The 18,743-nt window shown below is 39.5% G+C and carries 19 protein-coding genes; 2 read left to right on the forward strand and 17 right to left on the reverse strand.

Annotated elements, in window-relative coordinates; genetic code table 11:
* Positions 1-38 precede the first annotated feature (38 nt).
* The 12 genes from CVS86_RS06965 to lpxB all read right to left on the reverse strand — a co-directional run bounded on the left by CVS86_RS06965 (position 39) and on the right by lpxB (position 11,257).
* On the reverse strand, positions 39-1,103 hold the full coding sequence (locus CVS86_RS06965) for an LptF/LptG family permease (protein ID WP_107791410.1): 1,065 nt from the start codon (positions 1,101-1,103) through the stop codon (positions 39-41).
* Positions 1,100-1,648 (reverse strand): aminoacyl-tRNA hydrolase, encoded by a 549-nt coding sequence (gene pth / locus CVS86_RS06970; protein WP_107791411.1) that lies wholly within the window; start codon positions 1,646-1,648, stop codon positions 1,100-1,102. The genes CVS86_RS06965 and pth overlap by 4 nt, the downstream gene beginning before the upstream one ends.
* Before the next feature lie 11 nt (positions 1,649-1,659).
* Positions 1,660-2,196 carry a 50S ribosomal protein L25/general stress protein Ctc gene (locus tag CVS86_RS06975; protein WP_002939542.1) on the reverse strand — a complete coding sequence of 179 codons (537 nt, stop codon included), beginning with the start codon at positions 2,194-2,196 and terminating at the stop codon, positions 1,660-1,662.
* 67 nt (positions 2,197-2,263) lie between these two features.
* Entirely contained in the window at positions 2,264-3,424 is a 1,161-nt protein-coding gene (locus tag CVS86_RS06980) for a type IV pilus twitching motility protein PilT (RefSeq protein ID WP_103598339.1), read from the reverse strand.
* Complete coding sequence (locus CVS86_RS06985; RefSeq protein WP_103616985.1) at positions 3,424-4,416, reverse strand: transaldolase; 993 nt, start codon at positions 4,414-4,416, stop codon at positions 3,424-3,426. The genes CVS86_RS06980 and CVS86_RS06985 overlap by 1 nt, the downstream gene beginning before the upstream one ends.
* A 4-nt stretch (positions 4,417-4,420) precedes the next feature.
* A complete protein-coding gene (gene serB / locus CVS86_RS06990; RefSeq protein ID WP_107791412.1) occupies positions 4,421-5,047 on the reverse strand; it encodes a phosphoserine phosphatase SerB in 627 nt (208 codons plus the stop codon).
* A gap of 8 nt (positions 5,048-5,055) precedes the next feature.
* Positions 5,056-5,553 carry a chemotaxis protein CheW gene (locus CVS86_RS06995; protein WP_021087872.1) on the reverse strand — a complete coding sequence of 166 codons (498 nt, stop codon included), beginning with the start codon at positions 5,551-5,553 and terminating at the stop codon, positions 5,056-5,058.
* 10 nt (positions 5,554-5,563) lie between these two features.
* On the reverse strand, positions 5,564-7,918 hold the full coding sequence (locus CVS86_RS07000) for a chemotaxis protein CheW (protein ID WP_107791413.1): 2,355 nt from the start codon (positions 7,916-7,918) through the stop codon (positions 5,564-5,566).
* Between the two features lie 8 nt (positions 7,919-7,926).
* Entirely contained in the window at positions 7,927-8,880 is a 954-nt protein-coding gene (locus CVS86_RS07005; protein WP_103568277.1) for a chemotaxis protein, read from the reverse strand.
* Complete coding sequence (locus CVS86_RS07010; RefSeq protein ID WP_107791414.1) at positions 8,880-9,671, reverse strand: UDP-2,3-diacylglucosamine diphosphatase; 792 nt, start codon at positions 9,669-9,671, stop codon at positions 8,880-8,882. The genes CVS86_RS07005 and CVS86_RS07010 overlap by 1 nt, the downstream gene beginning before the upstream one ends.
* Positions 9,672-9,733: 62 nt before the next feature.
* Positions 9,734-10,219: a transcription elongation factor GreA gene (gene greA / locus CVS86_RS07015; RefSeq protein ID WP_009294667.1), complete on the reverse strand. Its 486-nt coding sequence runs from the start codon at positions 10,217-10,219 to the stop codon at positions 9,734-9,736.
* Between the two features lie 3 nt (positions 10,220-10,222).
* Positions 10,223-11,257: a lipid-A-disaccharide synthase gene (gene lpxB / locus CVS86_RS07020; RefSeq protein ID WP_107791415.1), complete on the reverse strand. Its 1,035-nt coding sequence runs from the start codon at positions 11,255-11,257 to the stop codon at positions 10,223-10,225.
* A gap of 102 nt (positions 11,258-11,359) precedes the next feature.
* On the opposite strand from lpxB, the gene surE reads away from it, so the two are divergent.
* Entirely contained in the window at positions 11,360-12,136 is a 777-nt protein-coding gene (gene surE / locus CVS86_RS07025) for a 5'/3'-nucleotidase SurE (RefSeq protein ID WP_107791416.1), read from the forward strand.
* A complete protein-coding gene (locus tag CVS86_RS07030) occupies positions 12,126-12,776 on the forward strand; it encodes a ThiF family adenylyltransferase (protein ID WP_107791417.1) in 651 nt (216 codons plus the stop codon). The genes surE and CVS86_RS07030 overlap by 11 nt, the downstream gene beginning before the upstream one ends.
* A 981-nt stretch (positions 12,777-13,757) precedes the next feature.
* Here CVS86_RS07030 and CVS86_RS07035 read toward each other — a convergent pair.
* From CVS86_RS07035 to CVS86_RS07055, 5 genes are read right to left on the reverse strand one after another with little or no spacing between them, the layout of a single operon-like run.
* Positions 13,758-14,369 carry a DUF4304 domain-containing protein gene (locus CVS86_RS07035; RefSeq protein WP_107791418.1) on the reverse strand — a complete coding sequence of 204 codons (612 nt, stop codon included), beginning with the start codon at positions 14,367-14,369 and terminating at the stop codon, positions 13,758-13,760.
* 24 nt (positions 14,370-14,393) lie between these two features.
* Entirely contained in the window at positions 14,394-14,960 is a 567-nt protein-coding gene (gene efp, locus CVS86_RS07040; RefSeq protein WP_004317246.1) for an elongation factor P, read from the reverse strand.
* A 21-nt stretch (positions 14,961-14,981) separates the two neighbouring features.
* Positions 14,982-16,562 (reverse strand): phosphoglycerate dehydrogenase, encoded by a 1,581-nt coding sequence (gene serA / locus CVS86_RS07045; protein WP_234399251.1) that lies wholly within the window; start codon positions 16,560-16,562, stop codon positions 14,982-14,984.
* Positions 16,556-17,038, reverse strand: coding sequence for a hypothetical protein (locus CVS86_RS07050; protein WP_107791420.1), 483 nt, complete (start codon positions 17,036-17,038; stop codon positions 16,556-16,558). The genes serA and CVS86_RS07050 overlap by 7 nt, the downstream gene beginning before the upstream one ends.
* A gap of 5 nt (positions 17,039-17,043) precedes the next feature.
* Positions 17,044-18,720, reverse strand: coding sequence for a 30S ribosomal protein S1 (locus tag CVS86_RS07055; protein ID WP_107791421.1), 1,677 nt, complete (start codon positions 18,718-18,720; stop codon positions 17,044-17,046).
* Positions 18,721-18,743: the final 23 nt, after the last annotated feature.

The following is an 18,743-nucleotide window of genomic DNA, read 5'->3' on the forward strand; positions in this document are numbered from 1 at the left end:
AATGGCTTGATTTTACAAAAAAGTTGCCAAAATTTGGCTTAACGATGCGATTTTATGAGATAAATGGCGTATGCAAAAAGCAAAATAACAGGGAGAACCATGCCGATCTCTGGCAAGATGACTGAGGTTTGAGCAAATTTAGTTAAGATAAAGAGAAGTCCCCAAACTACGAGTGTTATCACAACAAAGATAAATGTTGAGAGTGCGAGGTTAAAAAACCTGCCAGTCACTGGCAAATGATAGTAGAAAATAAGCAATAAAAATGGCGCAAAAAATGGCGTGATGGCAAGGTTATAAAATGCCGTCCTTGCGCTATCAAGCCCTATGCCTTCGTTTTTAAATGTCTTTATAAAATTTATCGCATCAGGTATGTTAAATTTCGAGTTTTCAACGCTTGCAGCGCTCTCGATGCTCTTTGGCTTAAAGCCTCTTAACGCATCTAAATTTTCGCTTTTTACCTTGCTAAAGCCACTTTCGCCAAGCTCTAAGCTTTGAGGCAAAAAGGTCTGATTTACATCTTCTAAAACCCACTCATTGTCTTTAAATTTAGCGTGGTCGGAAAAGGTTGTTGAGAGCAGGTCAGTGCCATTAATGTCAAAAATTCTCACGTCATTTGACCTTTGCTTGGCTGAGTTTAGCTCTTTTATATAGATAAATTTACCTTCAAATTTCAAAAATGAGTCGTTTGTACTTTTTGAAAAAGCGGTGTTTTTTGCGATGCTTTTTTGATAGTCATGCGCATAAGCAAATGGCGTAAAATTTAGCCCAACGTAAAAAATCGTCACAAAAAGTGCGATAAGAAATGGCGGTAAAACGAGCTTGTTTTTGCTGATACCAAGAGCATAAAAGCTAATTAGCTCGTTTGAGCGAACCATATTTACATGCAAAATTATTAGCGCAAAAATGAGTGAAAGTGGCAAAACGTAGCTAATGGCACTTAGCGCAGTAAGGCCAACGTAGAGTAGCTGAAGGTTGGCAGATGGCGGCAGATCTTTTAAATTTGTAAGCAGATCAATGCCAACATAGAATAGCTCAAGCGCTAAAAATACGATAAGAAAAGATTTTATATAGACCCAGCCAACGTATCTGGCGTATAGTTTCATTTGATAAGACCTTTTTTTACCGTAAATTTTTGTGAAATTTCGTTGATGTCGCTCTTTAGCAGCTCGCAAACTGCATTTTTTGTATAGGACAAAATTTCATCTAAAGCCTTTTTCTCCTCGTCGCTAAACTCGCCAAGGACGAAATTTTTAGCATCACCCTCATGTCCGATACCAACACGCACTCTTTCATAGTCGTTGCCTATTAGATTATCGATCGATTTTATGCCGTTATGTCCGCCGCTACTGCCGCCTTTTTTAAATTTAACCGCGCCAAAACTAAGGTCAAGATCGTCGTGGATGACGATTATCCTATCTGGTTTATAAAAGTCTTTTACCGCTTTAACACTTTGACCTGAGAGGTTCATAAAGGTTGTTGGTTTTAGCAAGATAATGTCGTTAAATTTAAAAACTTCGCCTTGAAATTTAGCTGAGCTAACATCTTTGAAATTTGAGTCTTTTAGGAGGTCTATAAGCATAAAGCCTATGTTGTGTCTAGTGTTTTCGTATTTGGGGCCAGGATTTCCCAGCCCCGCTATTAGTGTCACAAAAGCCCTTTTTATTTAGCTTTAATAACTCCAAGTACCGCAACACGGTCAGCGTCAATGATAGTAACGCCTTTAGGAGCTGTGATATCACGAACCAAAATCGTATCATCAATGTCAAGTTTGCTTACATCAACGTCAAATGAATTTGGTAAATTTTCAGCCGTGCATTTTACGCAAAGACGTCTTTTTGACTGGATCAAAACGCCCTTATTTTTAAGACCAATAGGTGTTCCAACTGGCTTAACTGGGATCATATATTTTGATAAAACGCCTGGAAGTGCTACTTTTAGATCTACGTGTTTAAGATCGCTTGTAACAACATCTCTTTGGTAATCAACAATAACGACATTATAAACTTTTCCGCCTACTTTTACATCAAAAGCAAGGCTCTCTTTTTTGCGTGCTTCTTTTATAAAGTCATTGACTTTAAAAGCAGCTGCAACATTCTCTAATCCCTTGCCATAAATGTTGGCGATTAGATAACCATCTCTTCTCAAAGCCTTCGCAGACTTCTTACCGATACTCTCTCTAACGATTCCTTCTAACATCGTTTTCCTTTCATAAAAAATAGGTGCTGATTTTATCTAATGCTTTATAAATTTCACATAAAGCTTATTAAATTTCTTTAAGCGCGATCACTTCAGGTTGATCTTGTTTGCTTTGAGGTTTACCAAAATTTACACCATTTTCAAAGCTAAAACCTGCTACATTTGAGCTTTTTATCTTAAGCTGCAAATCGCCCCTGTTGCTAGCATTATCAAGCGCCACTTCGGCACTAATTATCTTATTTTCATAAAGTTCAAGCAGGTGCTGATCAAAGGTTTGCATGCCGTAAGTATTTTTTGACTCAGCTATGGCAAGATCGATCTCATCAAATTTCTCTTCAGATATGAGCTCTTTTATGCGGGTATTTTTTCTCATGATCTCGACTGCTGGGCGTCTTGTGCCAAAAAGCGTCTTAACTAGCCTTTGTGAGATGACGCAAGCAAGCACTGAAGAGAACATAAGGCTGACCTTATCTCGCTCGCCTTGCGGGAAGCTATTTACTATTCTATTTACGCTCTCTTTTGCATCAAGCGTGTGAAGTGTCGAAAGCACCAAGTGACCAGTCTCAGCAGCTCTAATGGCAGTCTCAATCGTCTCAAGATCTCTCATCTCACCTACCAAAATGATGTCAGGATCTTCTCTTAATGAAGCCCTTAGTGCATCTGAGAAATTTAGCGCATCTGCCCCGATAGAGCGCTGGTTGATTATACTTTTATCGTCGTTAAATACGTATTCGATCGGATCTTCGATAGTCACGATGTGCGATCTTTTTGTCTGGTTTATGAAATTTATCATGCTTGCAAGCGTTGTCGTCTTGCCACTTCCAGTTGGGCCAGTCACTAGGATGATGCCACGAGTGGTCTCGGTGCAAATTTTTTCTATCACGCTTGGTAAATTTAGATCTTTTATAGTTGGGATTTTTGTTGGAGTGACACGAAAGACAGCAGAAATTCCATTTATCTGCAAAAACATATTTACACGAAAGCAGTACTCATCATTTAGTTTATAAGAAAAATCGATATCTTTTTTATCCATAAACTCATCAAATTTAGCCCCCAAAAGCTCATTTGCGATAGCTACTGCGTCACTTGGGTCTAAATTTTCTTCACTAAGTGGCATGATCTCACCATTAAATCTGCCATAAACAAGGCTTGCGGACTTTAGATGAAGGTCGCTACCACCTTTATCCACTAAAGAACACAGATATGAGTCTAGGTCTTTTTTGGTCATTAAAGTGATTTCATAATGTCGTCAAATGCCGCAACAAACTGCTTTAAGCCGTCATTTAAAAGCTCTTTATAAGTAGCATTTATATCGATATCATTATTTTTTATGATGTGAAAAAAGCTTGAGATATTCTCTTTGCTAGGGGCATTTTTTGCCTCAGCTTTTTCTTTTATAAATTCTTTTATCGTATCTATCGGAGCTGTGTTTATAGAGTTTTTATACATTAGCTCCCTAACGTAATAATCCCCTCTTAAGCCACCACCTTTTACGCCAGTGCTTGCAAAAAGTGTCCTTACGTTTTCTAAGCCAAAATCCTCAATGATATGATAGATATTTGCAGCGTTCATTATGCCGATCTGCCCTGTTGGTAGACTCTTTGCAGCCATTGTCTCATCAAGCTTTCTATCAAATCTACTAACAAAAACACTGATCACACCTTTTGGCATCGTCGTATCCACAAAGCGGCTTGCATAAGCCTTACTGCCCTCTTTAAAAGCCTCTAGGCAGTTTTTAGCCTGATCTGGCGAGAAAATGAGCGTCGCATTTACGCTAATACCTCTTGCCATAAGCGCGCTCATCGCTTCATAGCCCTCTTTTGTGGCTGGAATTTTTATCATTACATTTGGCATTGAGATAAGATTGTGAAGCCTAATACCCTCTTCTATCGTCGCAGCTGTTTCACCACTTAAATTTGGATCAACCTCGATACTAACAAAGCCATCATCGCCATTTGCGTAGTTTTTTAGCATTTTACATGCGGCGATCTTGATATCTTGGGTCGCTAAAATTTCATAGAGGTCTTTTGGGTGACGCTTGTTGCTATTTTGTATGATCTGTTTGTAAGCAGGTGATGCAAAAGCTGTTTTAAAGATAGCTGGGTTGCTTGTAGCTCCGTTTATAACGCCTTTTTCTAATAAAGAGTTGAGTTCGTTTTGTAAAAAATCTCTCTCTATAAAGTCGCACCAAAGAGAAAATTTAGCTTCATTGTCATACATTTTTTCACCTTATATATTTTAAAATTTCACGCAGATCCTTGACATCCACGCAATGCGTCGCCTCTTTTTTTAAAATTTCTTTCGCACAAAAGGCAATTTTTAGATCACATTTTCTAAACATTGACACGTCATTAGCTCCGTCGCCAACGCACATGATCTCACTTTTATCTAAATTTAATAGCCCCTTTAAGCGATCTATCATTTCGCCTTTTGAGCTACCAAACATCATCTCTCCGCCAACTTCACCTGTTAAAATTCCATCTTTGTGGTGCAAGATATTTGCAAAATTTGCATCAAATTTAAGTTTTTCTTGCATCTTATCAGTTGCGATGTGAAAACCACCACTAAAGACCACAACCTTTATACCTTTTTGCTTTAGAGCAGCTATAAGCTCGCTAGCTCCTGGCATGATGGGTAAATTTTTACAAATTTCATCTGCTTTTGAAAGTGGCATTCCTTTTAAAAATTTTACTCTTGCTGTAAGACTTTCAAAAAAATCAAGTTCGCCGTTCATCGAACGCTTCGTTATACTAGCCACCTCATTGCTGGCGTTATTAGCGGCGGCGAGGATATCAATTGTCTCGCCGTCCATTATCGTAGAGTCAAAGTCAAAAACACAAAGTTTTATCAAGCTATGCCCTAAAAATCACGCTTTAAAAGGCTCTCAACCTTTAAAATCGTAAGGATATTTTGATCGCGTTTGCCGATACCATATATCATGCCTTTGTCTTTTACCAAAGTCTCTGGCGGCGGATCGATCCTGTTGCGGTCTATCCTGATAGCCTCCGTCAAACGGTCTATCACGAAGCCTGCGATATTATCCTCATCTTTCATGACGATATATCTTGTATTTGAGCTTTGTTTTGTAACATTTAGTGAAAAACGTTTTCGCAAATCAATAAGCGGGATAACGTTTCCACGTAGGTTAAAAACACCAAGAACATAGTCAGGCACGCTAGGAACACGGGTGTATTCGATAGGCTTGATTATCTCTTGGATATTTAAAATAGGTATCGCATACTCTTCCTCGCCAACAACAAAGCCTACAAGTTGGACTATATCTTCGTTGTTTTTTATCTCAGGCTCGTCAATTTGCTGTTTTTGTTTGCTTAAAACTTGGTTTAGTTTATCATTCATCGCCTAACCCCTAACCTAATTTAATATTTTTTCTAACAACGTTTTCAAGGTATTCTGACGAATATGGTTTTGTGATATATTCTGTCATACCAACCTCTACTCCGCGCAATCTATCAGTTTTAGACGTTCTTGATGTTACTGCTATTAGCGGTAAAGTGCGATACTTAGAGTATTTGCGAATTTCACCAGCTAGAGTATATCCGTCCATCCTTGGCATCTCAATATCAATGAGCACCGCATCAAATGCATGCTCGCCTGATTTAATTATATTGAGTGCTTCTACTCCGTTAGTTGCTTCTATTATTGTGACGCCGATTGGCTCAAGCGATTTTTGCATGATGGTTCTATCCATCTTAGAGTCATCAACGATTAGGACCTTATAATCGCTTGGTTTCTCTTTTGCTTTAGTGCTATCTTCCATTTCGGCTCTAATATTTACCTTAATATCCTTTGCCATCTCCATCATAGCACCAACGTCTATGATAAGAGTTACGCGGCCATCGCCTCTAATAGTAGCTCCAGCGATGCCTGGGATATTTTGTAGATAATCACCCATTGACTTAATAACGATCTCTTCTTGACCAACTAATGTATCTACAATGATACCCAGTTTTGCCTCAGCAACGCCGATGATAACGACGTAAGTTTGATCTCCACCGTCAAAGACTTTATTGACACCAAAGACATCCGAAAGTCTAACAAGAGATAAGACCTCATCTCTTAGTCTTAAAACGTTTTTACCATCGATCGTGTAAATATCATCGATCGGCACCCGAACAGTCTCAAGAACGCTCGCAAGTGGTATCGCATAAAATTCCTCTTGTGTTCCAACAAGAAGTGACTGAATGATCGCAAGTGTGAGTGGAATTTTAAGCTTCATAACCGTGCCTTTTCCAACTTCACTCTCGATATCAATGATACCATTTAGTTTTTCGATATTTGTCTTAACAACGTCCATACCAACGCCACGACCAGATACGTTTGTAACCTTCGCTGCAGTTGAAAATCCTGGCTTAAATATAAGACCAAACGCCTCTTTCTCACTCATCGCATCAGCTTCACGCTCAGTGATGATGCCTTTTTCTATAGACTTAGCTTTAAGCATATCAGCATCCAAGCCCTTACCATCATCAACTATCTCAACAACGATATGGTTGCCCTCGTTGTAAGCTTTTAGCTGAACAAGGCCTTTTTCAGGTTTGCCCATTGCCTTTCTTGTCTCAGGGTCTTCGATACCGTGGTCGCATGAGTTTCTGATGATGTGAACTAGCGGATCGCCGATCTCTTCAACGATTGATTTATCAAGCTCAGTCTCTTCACCTGAAATTTCAAGGTCGATCTGCTTACCAAGCTCACGGCTAAGATCGCGTATCATACGTGGGAATTTATTAAAGACTTTTGCTATTGGAAGCATTCTTGTCTTCATAACAGCTAGCTGGATATCAGTCGTAACTAGACTTAGGCTTGATACTACTTGATTTAGCTCTTCAAGGAATTTCTCGCCCTCATATCTCTCTTCTACGTCATCATAAATTTTTAACAAGCGGTTTTTGCCAAGGACAAGCTCGCCGATTAAATTCATCAAGTGATCAAGTCTTTTTACTTCAACACGTATCGTTTGCTCTTGTGCTACTGCACTGCTGCTACTAGCTGCTGGTACTTTTTTATCTGCATCTCTTTCTCTACTAGGAGCTGGCTTAGGTGCAGGTGCTTGTGCAGCGCTAGCAGCTGGTGCTATCTCTTCAGGAGATTTTGGAGCTATGCCTTTTGAAGCACGTCTTGCTTGATCTTCTGCTTTTCTAACTTTTAAGAGTCTCTCTATCTCAGCTTCAACCTCAGAGTCACTTAGCTTTGAAAGCTCAGCATCGCTTACTTCAGGAGCTGCTTCTTCAGCTGGTGCGGCAGGTTCTGGCTCTTTTACTGGCTCAGGAGCTGGTGCTGCTGCTGGAGCTTCTGGGGCTGCACTTGGGGCTTCACCTTCAGAAATTTGTGTCAGACTAGCGCAGATATTTTTGATATCAATGCCAGCGGCTGCGTCACTACCATTATCTCTAATGCTCTCAAGTAGTCCTTTCATCATATCAACTGACTCAAGGACAACGTCCATGATATCTGGAGTGATCTTTAGCTCGCCTTTTCTAGCTTTGTTTAAAACATCCTCCATGTGGTGAGTAAGCTCTGTTAAAACATCAAAATTTAAAAAGCTTGAGCTACCTTTTACTGTGTGAGCAACACGGAAAATTCTATTTAAAAGCTCCAAATCTTCAGGATTTGCCTCTAGCTCAACAAGGTCATGGTCTATCTGCTCAATAAGTTCGAAAGCCTCTATTAAAAAGTCTTCCATTATTTCTTTCATATCATCCATACTTCACCTCACTTCGCAGATTTAGAATGTGCTTCAATCACTTTTAGCACCTCTTGATAAAATACACCAGCATCAAATTTTGTAAGATACGCAGCGCCACCAGCTTCTTTACTCTTAACCTCACTAAATTCGTTGCTTAATGAAGAGTTAAACACAACTGGAACATCTTTAAATCTATCATCATTTTTAATAGTTGAAGCAAAGCGGTATCCATCCATTTGTGGCATTTCGATATCACTTAAGATAACTCTAAGCTCTTTTGTTAAGTTATCTCCATATCTTTGATAAAGCTCCTCCATCCTCTCTAAGCCCTCAACGCCGTTTTTAGCTTCAACCACGCTAAGGCCCATCTTCTCAAGTGCATCTTTTACTAGCTTTCTAGCAGTTGAGCTATCATCTAGAACCAAAGCAGCACCTTTGATCTTTTGATCGTCTGTTACGTCAAATTCGATCTTTGGTGAGTAAATTCCTAGCTCTTCAACGATGCTTTCAAGATCAAGGATAAGAAGTACTTCGTCGTTTTCTATTCTCGTTACACCTGTGATCTTGCCCTTATCTAGAGTACCAGCTCCAGCAGCAAAATTTGCAGGCTCTATGTCTTTCCAGTTTATACGTCTGATCCTCTTGGCCTCATGGACGATAAAACCGATCAATATACCGCTAAATTCAGCGATAATAACACGTGGTTTTATGACGACACCCTCAGTTGGCTCGATGATATTCATCCATCTTGCCAAATTTATAACAGGGATAACCACACCTCTTAAATCAAAAATTCCCTCGATATACTCGGGAACGCCAGGAAGCTCGGTAAGATTTGGCATCTTAATGATCTCCCGCACCTTTGCGACATTGACTCCGTATATTCCTTCATATACTTTGTTTTCGGCCTTTTTAAAGATACGAAAATCAACAAGTTCCATCTCGTTTGAGCCCGTTTTTAGTACGTTGTCTCCAAACATCAATGTCCTTTCAAACTCATTTTGAGCAAATTCAACTTTTGCTGGGCGTATTCTACAACAAAATAACTTTGCTCGCATGCAAAACAAGGTAAATTTATATAAAATCTATCGTAAATATCAAATAGCTCACCTTGATGATAGTGTCCCTCTATCACTATACTTGCGTCAAAGCCCTGCAAATGCTTGCTCATTAGCTCCTTGAAGTTTAAAATTTTATAGTGCAGATTTTTCTTAATAAGTTTAGCTAGTATCGCTTTTGAAATTTTAAAATCCAAAATTTTATCAAGCGCGTTCATAAATTTCAAAAACCATCTAAGCCTTAAAAACCTAAGCGCATACTTATCTATAAAAGGTAAAAATATATCGCCATGCGCGATCTGGACGTGCTCACCGCCTATAGTTCTAAATTTCACTGGCTGAGCGCAAATGTCATAAACCTTTACCCCTTCAAAGCTTAGCCTCTCGCCTTTGTCCCAAAAATCTCTAGTTTTATTAAATAAATTTGAAAGCCTAAAATCGTGGTTGCCCTCGAAGTAAAAAATTTCCACCTTTTGTGAAATTTTATTTATAAGACTTAAGTGCTCAGCGTAAAATTCTCTTGTATATTCGCCCTCGCCCGTTAAAAAATCAAATATATCACCAAGCAAGAAAATCTGTGGCGGCTCTTTGATCTCTCCGCTATCGACAGCGCGCAAGAATTTCAAAAATCCATCGCGGTTTATGTTTTCATGCGCATCAGCCAAAAAGATCGCGCCTTCTTTTATAACGGGGGCATATAGATATTCGCTCAAATTTTACCTTAATTAAAAATTAGCAGAGCCAAAAAGCAGTTTTAGCTCTTTGCCTCATCTTTTTAGTCAAATTTTATAGGTTTGTAGCAGATATTAACGATCTCAACGTCGCTTCTGCCTTTTGGTAAATTTAGCGCGACCTCATCGCCCTCAGCCTTGCCTAAAAGCTGCTTTGCAAGAGGTGAGTTTATCGAGATATAGCCCTTGTCTAGGTCACTTTCGCTAACACCAACTATCGTGTAAGTATGCTCAACCTCAGTCTCTTCGTCCATTATCGTCACACTTGAGCCAAACCTCACCCTATCATGCTCGTAGCTACTTGGATCGATCACTTCTGCGTTTGCCAAAAGTGCGCTAAGCTCAGCTATCCTAGCGTCTATAAAGGCTTGCTTCTCTTTTGCTGCGTGATACTCAGCATTTTCTTTAAGATCGCCGTGGCTTCTTGCGATGTCGATCTCTGTTACGATTTGAGGACGCTGCACCAGTCTTAGATCCTTTAGCTCAGCTTCTATCTTCTCGTATCCGTGCATTGTCATTGGTTCACTCATTTTTTACTCCATATTTTTTAAAATTTTTACTACATTTTTACTGCTGCCATGCCCTAAGTAAGCCCGTAGCTCATCGCAGCCTTTTAAGAATTTTTGCCTATCACAGCTCTCATAAGCTTTTAGCAAATTTTCAGCCGTTGCAAATTCTTGGATAAATTCCTCATGAAGCGGCTCTTTGCCCATGAAGTCAAACATTATATTTGCAAGTCCCGCGTGCTTAATCTTTACAAATTTTCTAGCGATGAAAACATCTATCGCTTTTGCCTTGTATGCTAGCACAAATGGCGTGCCAATGAGCGCTGCTTCAAGCGTAGCCGTTCCAGAGCATACAAAGGCAAAATCGCTCTCATACAAGGCTTCAGGCGTGTTTGAGACGATATCAAAATCGCTCACATCGCCATAAATTTCACCCACTTTATCAAGCAAAAATGGCGGCACGACAAGAAGCCTCTTGGCATCTATTTTTTTAGCAAGCTCTCTATAAACTGGCATCAGCCTTGAAATTTCTGACCTTCTTGAACCTGGCAGAAAAGCCACTTTGCCGCTGCTACTTAGGCTAGTTTTTTTAAGCTTTATCTCATCCATCAAAGGATGTCCAACATAGGTCGATCGGCTATAAAATTTCGCATCAAATGGCAGGATCGAAGCGAGGTTGTCACAATACCTCTCCACTACGCTCACTCTTTTTGGCTTCCACGCCCAAACTTGAGGCAAGATGTAGTATGTCACGGCCGCCTTTGCCCCAGCCTCTTTTATAGCCTTTGCAAGCGGCAGGTTAAAGGCTGGACTGTCGATTAGCAGCACCGCATCAGCCTCTTTTGCCATCTGGCTCATCACTTTCATCGCCTTTTTTGCTTTAAAGATGAGCGGCAAAACCTCGACAAAGCCCATCGCTGAAAACTCGCTGCTTTTCATATATGGCGTGCCAAGCTCTTCGCTAAAAATTCCCATTAGCTCAAATTCGCCCTCAAAATTTTTCAAAATTTCTTTTAAATGCAAATTTGCCGATGGCTCAAGAGCGGAGACTAAAATTTTCATTTACACACTTTCATCAGGTCTTTTTTTGGGGGCATTATACGCAAAAATTCTTTAAAATTTTAAGAAAGCTGTGATAAAATCCAACCCTTTAAAGGATAAAATTTGAAAGAAATTTTGATAACAAATGACGATGGATTTGAGGCGACTGGGTTGTTTGCCTTAAAAGAAGCTTTGTGCGAGCTAGATGGCGTAAATGTCACGATCGTAGCTCCAAGCTCTGAAAAATCAGCCTGCGCTCACTCGCTAACTCTCACAAGGCCGCTTAGATTTATAAAACTTGATGATAACTTTTTTAAACTTGACGATGCAACGCCTAGCGACTGCGTATATCTCGCACTTCACGCACTTTATAATAAAAAGCCAGATCTAGTGATAAGTGGCATAAATCACGGGGCAAATTTGGGCGAGGACATCACCTACTCTGGCACGTGTGGAGCGGCGATGGAGGGCGTTTTGCAGGGCATTAGAAGCATCGCTTTTTCGCAGTTTTATGAAAACAACTCACTAAATGAACTTGGCTTTGAGCTAGCAAAAGAGGTGGTGAAATTTATCACTCCAAAGGTGCTAAATGATGAAATTTCGCTAAATCCAAGGGAATTTCTAAACGTAAATATCCCAGCTAGAACTAGCAAAAATTTCAAAGGTTACACCGTCGTGCCAGCTGGCAAACGCACTTACGCCACGCATGCCATGCTTAATCGCAATCCAAGAGGCATCGAGTACTACTGGCTTGGAAATGCCGCACTTGAATACGAAAAAGGTGAGCCAAGCGACATCAGCAAGGTAAATGAGGGCTTTGCCACTATAACGCCCATAAAACTAAATATGACTTCATACGAGAGCTTGGAGAGCTTAAAAGGGAAATTTGATGCAAAATGATAGATTTACAAGGATAAGATGGCTCTTTGGTGAGGATGGTTATAGTAAGCTTCAAAGCGCAAAAGTGCTAGTTTGCGGAGCTGGAGGCGTTGGCGGGATGTGCGTGGATGTGCTCGCTAGAAGCGGAGTTGGACATATCACGCTGATAGACAAAGACATCTTTGATGTGACAAACCAAAACCGCCAAATTTATAGCGAAAACGTGGGTGGCGTAAAGGTGGAGGAGTTTGCCAAAATTTATCCTTGCGTCACACCTATGCAGACATTCATCACACCTGAGTTTGTTGCTGGATTTGACTTTAGCAAATTTGACGTGGTGATCGATGCGATCGATGATATCGCTGCCAAGATCGCCCTTGCAAACGCAGTAGATCCTAGCAAATTTATAGCCTCGATGGGTGGTGCAAAAAGGGTCGATCCTACAAAAATAAAGGTGGCTAGCGTTTGGAAAACCTCGGTCGATCCACTAGCTAGAAAATATAGATATGAGCTAAAAAGATCGGGTTTTATCGGAAATTTCGACGTAGTTTTTTCGGTCGAAGAGCCACTTTGCAAACCGCTTGGAAGCTTCATGGGTGTGACTGCCTGCTTTGGGCTAAATTTAGCCTCACTAGCTGTTAAAAAGATAGTTGAACAGTAAGTCTAAATTTACACTCCGAGCTAAATTTCAAATTAGAGCTGACATTTTTGATAAATTTAATAGCCAGCTATGCAAAATCTAAATTTAACAATCTGCGATGAGCATTTATAAATTTTAAAAAATTCGTGAACGAGTAATTTTAGTAGTCAATTCTCGCGAGTGAATAAGATTTTAAAATTTGCAAAGACAGCTTGATTAAATTTGTAAATTTCTTTTTATTCAAAAGGGGAGACAAGGTGTCTTGAATTACGGTCTGCTTGCAGTACGAGCTTGCGAAGCAAAGAAGCTCACTTCCCCCTTAACAATCCCCTAACCCATACAACGTTCAAGGTGGCATGCTTCAGTGCTTCGCACTGCATGCAGTTAAAAACTCAAGCAAATTTAAAATTTCATGAACGAGTAATTTCGGCTCTAAAATTTGAGCTAAGCTGTAAGCGAAGCCAAATTTTAGTAGTCAATTCTTGCGAGTGAATGAAAGTTTAAAAATTTATAACTACGAACTAAAAAATATTTAATTTTTACAAAAATGTTCAAGCAAATTTTAAAATTAGAGCTGGTATATCACGTCTTTAAATTTAGTACTAAACGATGTGCAGCCTAAATTTAGTAGTCTGCTAAGGCAAGTGAATAAGATTTTAAAATTTGCAAAAGTAGATTTTTATAAATTTAAATTTTTTATCAAAAAGGGTGACAAGGGGGCTTGAATTTTGCTTCTCAGGCTCGCAACTGCAGAATAGACACTAAATCACGTCTACTTGCAGTTACGAGACGAAGCCAGAGCAAAAACCTCTCGCACCTTCCAAATGCATGCTTTAATGCTAGTGCATCGCAAACCACAACAAATTTCTATTTTAAAATATAGCTTTAAATTTATAAGTCCTAAATTTTAATAAGTAGTTTAAATAAATAAAAATTTAAAAATAGACGCAAAGTTTACATATTTATCTAATTGTATTTGCTGTTTTTACAACCAAATGCGATTTAACATTTAAATTTTATCTCATCTTTTTTATATTTTTTAAGTAGCTCGTTTATCTGGTTTTGAAATTTCCCCCACCTTGCTTCGCTGCCATGCTTTACGAAGAGCCTTTTGGCATGAGAGATCAAAATTTCACATTTATCTTTTATCAAAAGATATTCGTAGAGTTGATTTATCGCTGCAAGGCCGTTTTGTTCGAGCATTAGCTCTATTAAATTTTCCTCCGAGCTATTTTGCTCGAAAAATTTAAAAACAAAGCCAAGATCGTTTGCTACATTTTCATAAATTTTAGCCACGTCACTATCTGGCTCTAGCTCGTAGTATGCAGCAGATGTGCGAGTGATTTCATGTGCTCTAGCTCTGTAATGGCACTCATACTCTTTTGGCTTGCTAAGCGCTTCTTTGCCAAGAGTAGCCTCTATAAAAGGGGCGTAAATGCCGCAATTTATATAAAATCTTGTGCGCTCTGAGCTATTGCCGCTGCTTTTTTGAAAATTTACAACGTAGATAAAATTTGGAGTATTTTTGTAGAAATTTAAAGCGCTCTTGCTAAAGCCATTATCCTTAAATAGCGACTTTAGCAGAGCGATAAGCTCGTCAAATTTCTCTTTCATAAATTTAACGTGCCAGATGTATTGTTATTTATTTGCGCGCTCGATATATTCGCCACGAACTGTATCAACGCGGATAACCTCGCCTTCTAGTACGTGAAATGGTATCTGAACTACCGCGCCACTCTCAAGAGTAGCTGGCTTTTTGCCACCTTGTGTGTCACCCTTGAAATTTGGTGGAGTCTCAACTATCTTTAGCTCGACTACCTGTGGCACTTCAACGCCGATAGCATTGCCATTGTGAAATAAAATTTCAACCATCATGCCATCGATCATCCATTTTTTAACATCACCCACGTCCTCATCGCTGATCGCAACTTGCTCGTAAGTAGTCGTGTCCATAAACTGGCAGAACTCGCCGTCGTCATAGAGATACTGCATCTCTTTCTCTTCAAGATGCGGCTGCTCGCACTTGTCACCTGCGTGAAAAGTCTTTTCAAGAACCTTTCCATCGACAAAAGATTTGATCTTTGCACGAACAAAAGCTGCACCCTTGCCCGGTTTAACGTGTTGATATTCTACGATTTTATAAGGAACGCCATCGATCTCGATCTTTAGTCCCTTTTTTAGATCGCCCATTGAATATGAAGCCATTTTTTATCCTTTCGTAATTTGTTATATAACTGCGTATTGAGCCCAAACACAAGCTTCAAGTGCGTTTAATCTCTCTAGCGTTTCTGTTTTTATATGTTCATCAACCAAGATGACCGCAAGCGCCATGCCGTGCTCATCTCTGCCAAGTCGGAAGTCTGCGATGTTTATCTTCTCATCAGCCAAAATTTTACTGATCTGAGCGATAACGCCTGGTACGTCGTGGTTTTTGAAGATGATCATCTTGCCTTTTGGCTTGAAGTCAGTCTTAAAGCCATTTACAGTCACGATGCGTTGCTGATTTTCACCAAAGACCGTGCCGCCAACACTTACGATGCCATTTTCAGTAGTAATTCGAACCGTGATCTTATTTTTAAAGATACTATCTCCACCTGTGCTAGTTTCAGTAGTTATGCCTTTTTCGTCGCATAAAAATTTAGCATTTACATAGTTTATCGCGTCGCCAAGACTCTCTTTTAGAGCGCCCACTATGGCAAATGTCAGCATTGAATTTGCATATTCGCTAATCTGTCCGTGAGTCTCTATACGAATAGCCTTGATAGCGCTTTTGTTTATCTGAGCTGCAAGAAATGCCATCTTGCTTGTAAGATCAATATAAGGCTCAACAAACGGCGGTAGATCTTCTGTTTTTATAGGTAAATTTAAAGCGTTTGGATAGCTTATGCCACGTGCTGCTGATATAGCCTGCTCGACTGCCTCTACTGCGATGTTGCGCTGTGACTCAAGGGTGTTTGCCCCAAGATGTGGAGTGACGCTTACATTATTTAGATCAAGAAGCGGATGACTTGTTGCTGGCTCTTTTGTAAAAACATCGATGCCAGCAAAAGCTACCTTGCCGCTTTTTAGCCCCTCATAAAGCGCCTCTTCGTTATAAAGGCCGCCCCTAGCGCAGTTTATAAGTCTTACGCCATCTTTCATCTTTGCTATCTCTTTAGCGCCGATCATATCGGTTGTCTCTTTGGTCTTTGGAGTGTGGATCGTGATGAAGTCACATGCCAAGATGTCATCAAAATTTTTAGTATAAGTGCCACCCATATCGATGACCTTAGATGGATCGATGTATGGATCGTAGGCAATGATATCCATGCCAAAAGCTTTAGCACGAGCTGCTACTCTTGAGCCGATGTTGCCAAAGCCGATCACGCCTAGTTTTTTCTTAAACAGCTCAACCCCATACCACTTCTCACGCTTCCAAATTCTATCTAGCTTTAGATCGTTGTGAGCGTATTCAAGTGATCTTGCAGCTGCTAGCATGTGAGCCATGGTTAGCTCAACTGCTGCGATAGTATTTGCGGTTGGGACGTTCATAGCGATGATGCCTCTTCTTGAACAACCATCTATATCAACATTATCCACGCCAACACCAGCTCTAACGATAGCTTTTAGTTTTTTACCGGCTTCTAAAAACGCCTCATTTACCTCAGTCGAGCTTCTAGTGATCGCCACATCAGCCTCACCTAAAATTTTTAAAAGCTCGTCTTTTGGAGTATTAACTGCGTCTATTATATTTATATCTTGCTCTTTTTTTAAAAGCTCAAAACCTACTGGGTGTATCGCGTCGCAAACAATGATAGTTTTCATAATTTTACCTCTCTCACACTTGAGTGGATATCGTAAACCCTTAGCTGCAAAATGATATTTTGCAAAAGCCTTGAGTCTTGGGTATTTAAAAAGATCTGGCTTTTGGCGCCATCCTTTACAACAGTGAAATCAACCTCGCTATTTCTTAAAGTCTGCATCAAGCAGAACATAGAGTAGATGTCGTTTTTATCTATCAAAAGTTCGTATGCTGTGATCTTTGGCTTTTCTATCTTAGGTCGGTTGTATTCTATAAAAATTTCATTTACGGGCAATACGTAATCTTTTTTCTTAATAGTTGCCAGCTCGTTGATCCAGTTTTCACTGCCGGCTGTGTTTTTGGTTATATTTTGCTCACTTGTAATATTTTTTTCAGTAGTTTGGCTGAAATTTACGCTTGCAAATTTAACAAGATAAACTCCAACCAAACCTAACATCACAAAGAGCAGAACAACTACTAATAAAAGCGTGCGTCTGCCCATTTATACTAGCGTAATTGTTCTTTTATGATGTCGCCAAGTGTTACTTTGTCGTCGTTGTCGTTGATCTCATTTAACACTTCACGCTCTTTTTGTTTTGCTAAACGGCGTATGCTTAGGCGAATTCTATTTTTCTTCTCATCAATAAATGCAATAGCAGCTTCGATCTCATCGCCAATTTTTAGTGTGCTAGCATCTACGCTACCTAGATCTTCTTTGCGGATTAACGCATCGACATTATCGCCAAGCTCAACAAACACGCCAAAATCTTTAATGTCACGGATCGTTCCTTTTACGATGTCGCCTACACTAAATTTATTAGCAAATGCTTGAACTGGGCTTTGTTTTAGATCTTTTAGGTTTAGAGAAATTTTTTGCTCAGCGCTGTCGATTTTGATGATCTTTACTTCTAGCTCATCGCCAGCTTTGAACATATCTTTGCACTTGTCATTTCTATCCCAAGATGCATCTTCGTTGTGTAGCAAACCCTCAACGCAGCCTACTCTAACAAATGCACCAAAATTTGTGATAGTTGTCACAACGCCTTTTACTACGTCGCCCTCTTTAAATTTCGCTTTAAATTCATCAAATGGCTTTGGAAGTAAATTTTTAAGGCTCACTCTTAAGCGGTGCCCTTTTGCGTCTATTTCGATAACTTCAACATCGATCTCTTGACCTTCACTGATGTGATCTTTTGGATTTTTGATATTTTTATCCCATGAAATTTCAGATATGTGTAAAAATCCTTCAATATCATTTCCAAGATCAACAAATGCGCCATAAGGCTCAATATTGCTAACTGTTACTTTGATAGTGTCGCCAACTTCTAGACCATCATTTATGATCTCTTCCCAAGGATCTGGAGTAGCAGCCTTGATAGATAGAGATAAGTGGCGTTTTTCGTTGTCATAGCTAATAACTTTAACTAAAACTTTATCGCCCTCTTTGTATAAAGAGCTAGGATTTACTGGGCCTTTGTAGCTTATCTCACTGTAATGCACAAGTCCGTCTACACCGCCAACATCAACAAACATGCCATAAGTTGTGATTTTCTTAACTGTGCCCTCTATAACACTATCATTTTCTACTATGTTTGATAGAGCTTCTTTGCGTTTTTTGCGGTCATCATCTAAAATTTTCTTTCTTGAGACAACGATGCTATTCTCTTCTTTATCAACTTTTATAACTCTTACTTTGTATGATTTTCCAACTACGCCCTCAGCGTTTTTAAATCCGCTGTGCGTTCTTGGTAAGAAAAATTCTACGCCATTTGCGTCTTGAGTGATAAAACCACCTTTATTTTTTCCAACTACTTTTACGTCGATTTCGCCAGAATTTTCAGGATCGTAAGCTTCGATGAAAGCTTTAACTTTCTCTTTTCTAAGTGCTTTTTTGTGCGACACTATAGGTCTTCCATTTCTTGATCCAGTTATTACAACTTTGATCGTATCGCCAACTTTATGCGTCAGGTTGCCGTTTGCGTCAGTGATCTCAGAAACATTTAAAATGCCTTCTGACTTCTTGCCAACGTCAATTAAAACCTCATCGCCATTGATACTGACGATCTTTGCGTCACTATCTTCTTCAGTCTTTTTAAAAGACTCCTCTAACATCGCAGCAAAATCGATATCTTCGATATCTTCGTCTTTTGCTTTTCCTAATTGAACACTTTTGTTCACAGCCATCTTGATCCTTTAAATTTTATTAT

It is taken from the genome of Campylobacter concisus (assembly GCF_003048605.1).
Taxonomy (GTDB): Bacteria; Campylobacterota; Campylobacteria; order Campylobacterales; family Campylobacteraceae; genus Campylobacter_A; species Campylobacter_A concisus_BM.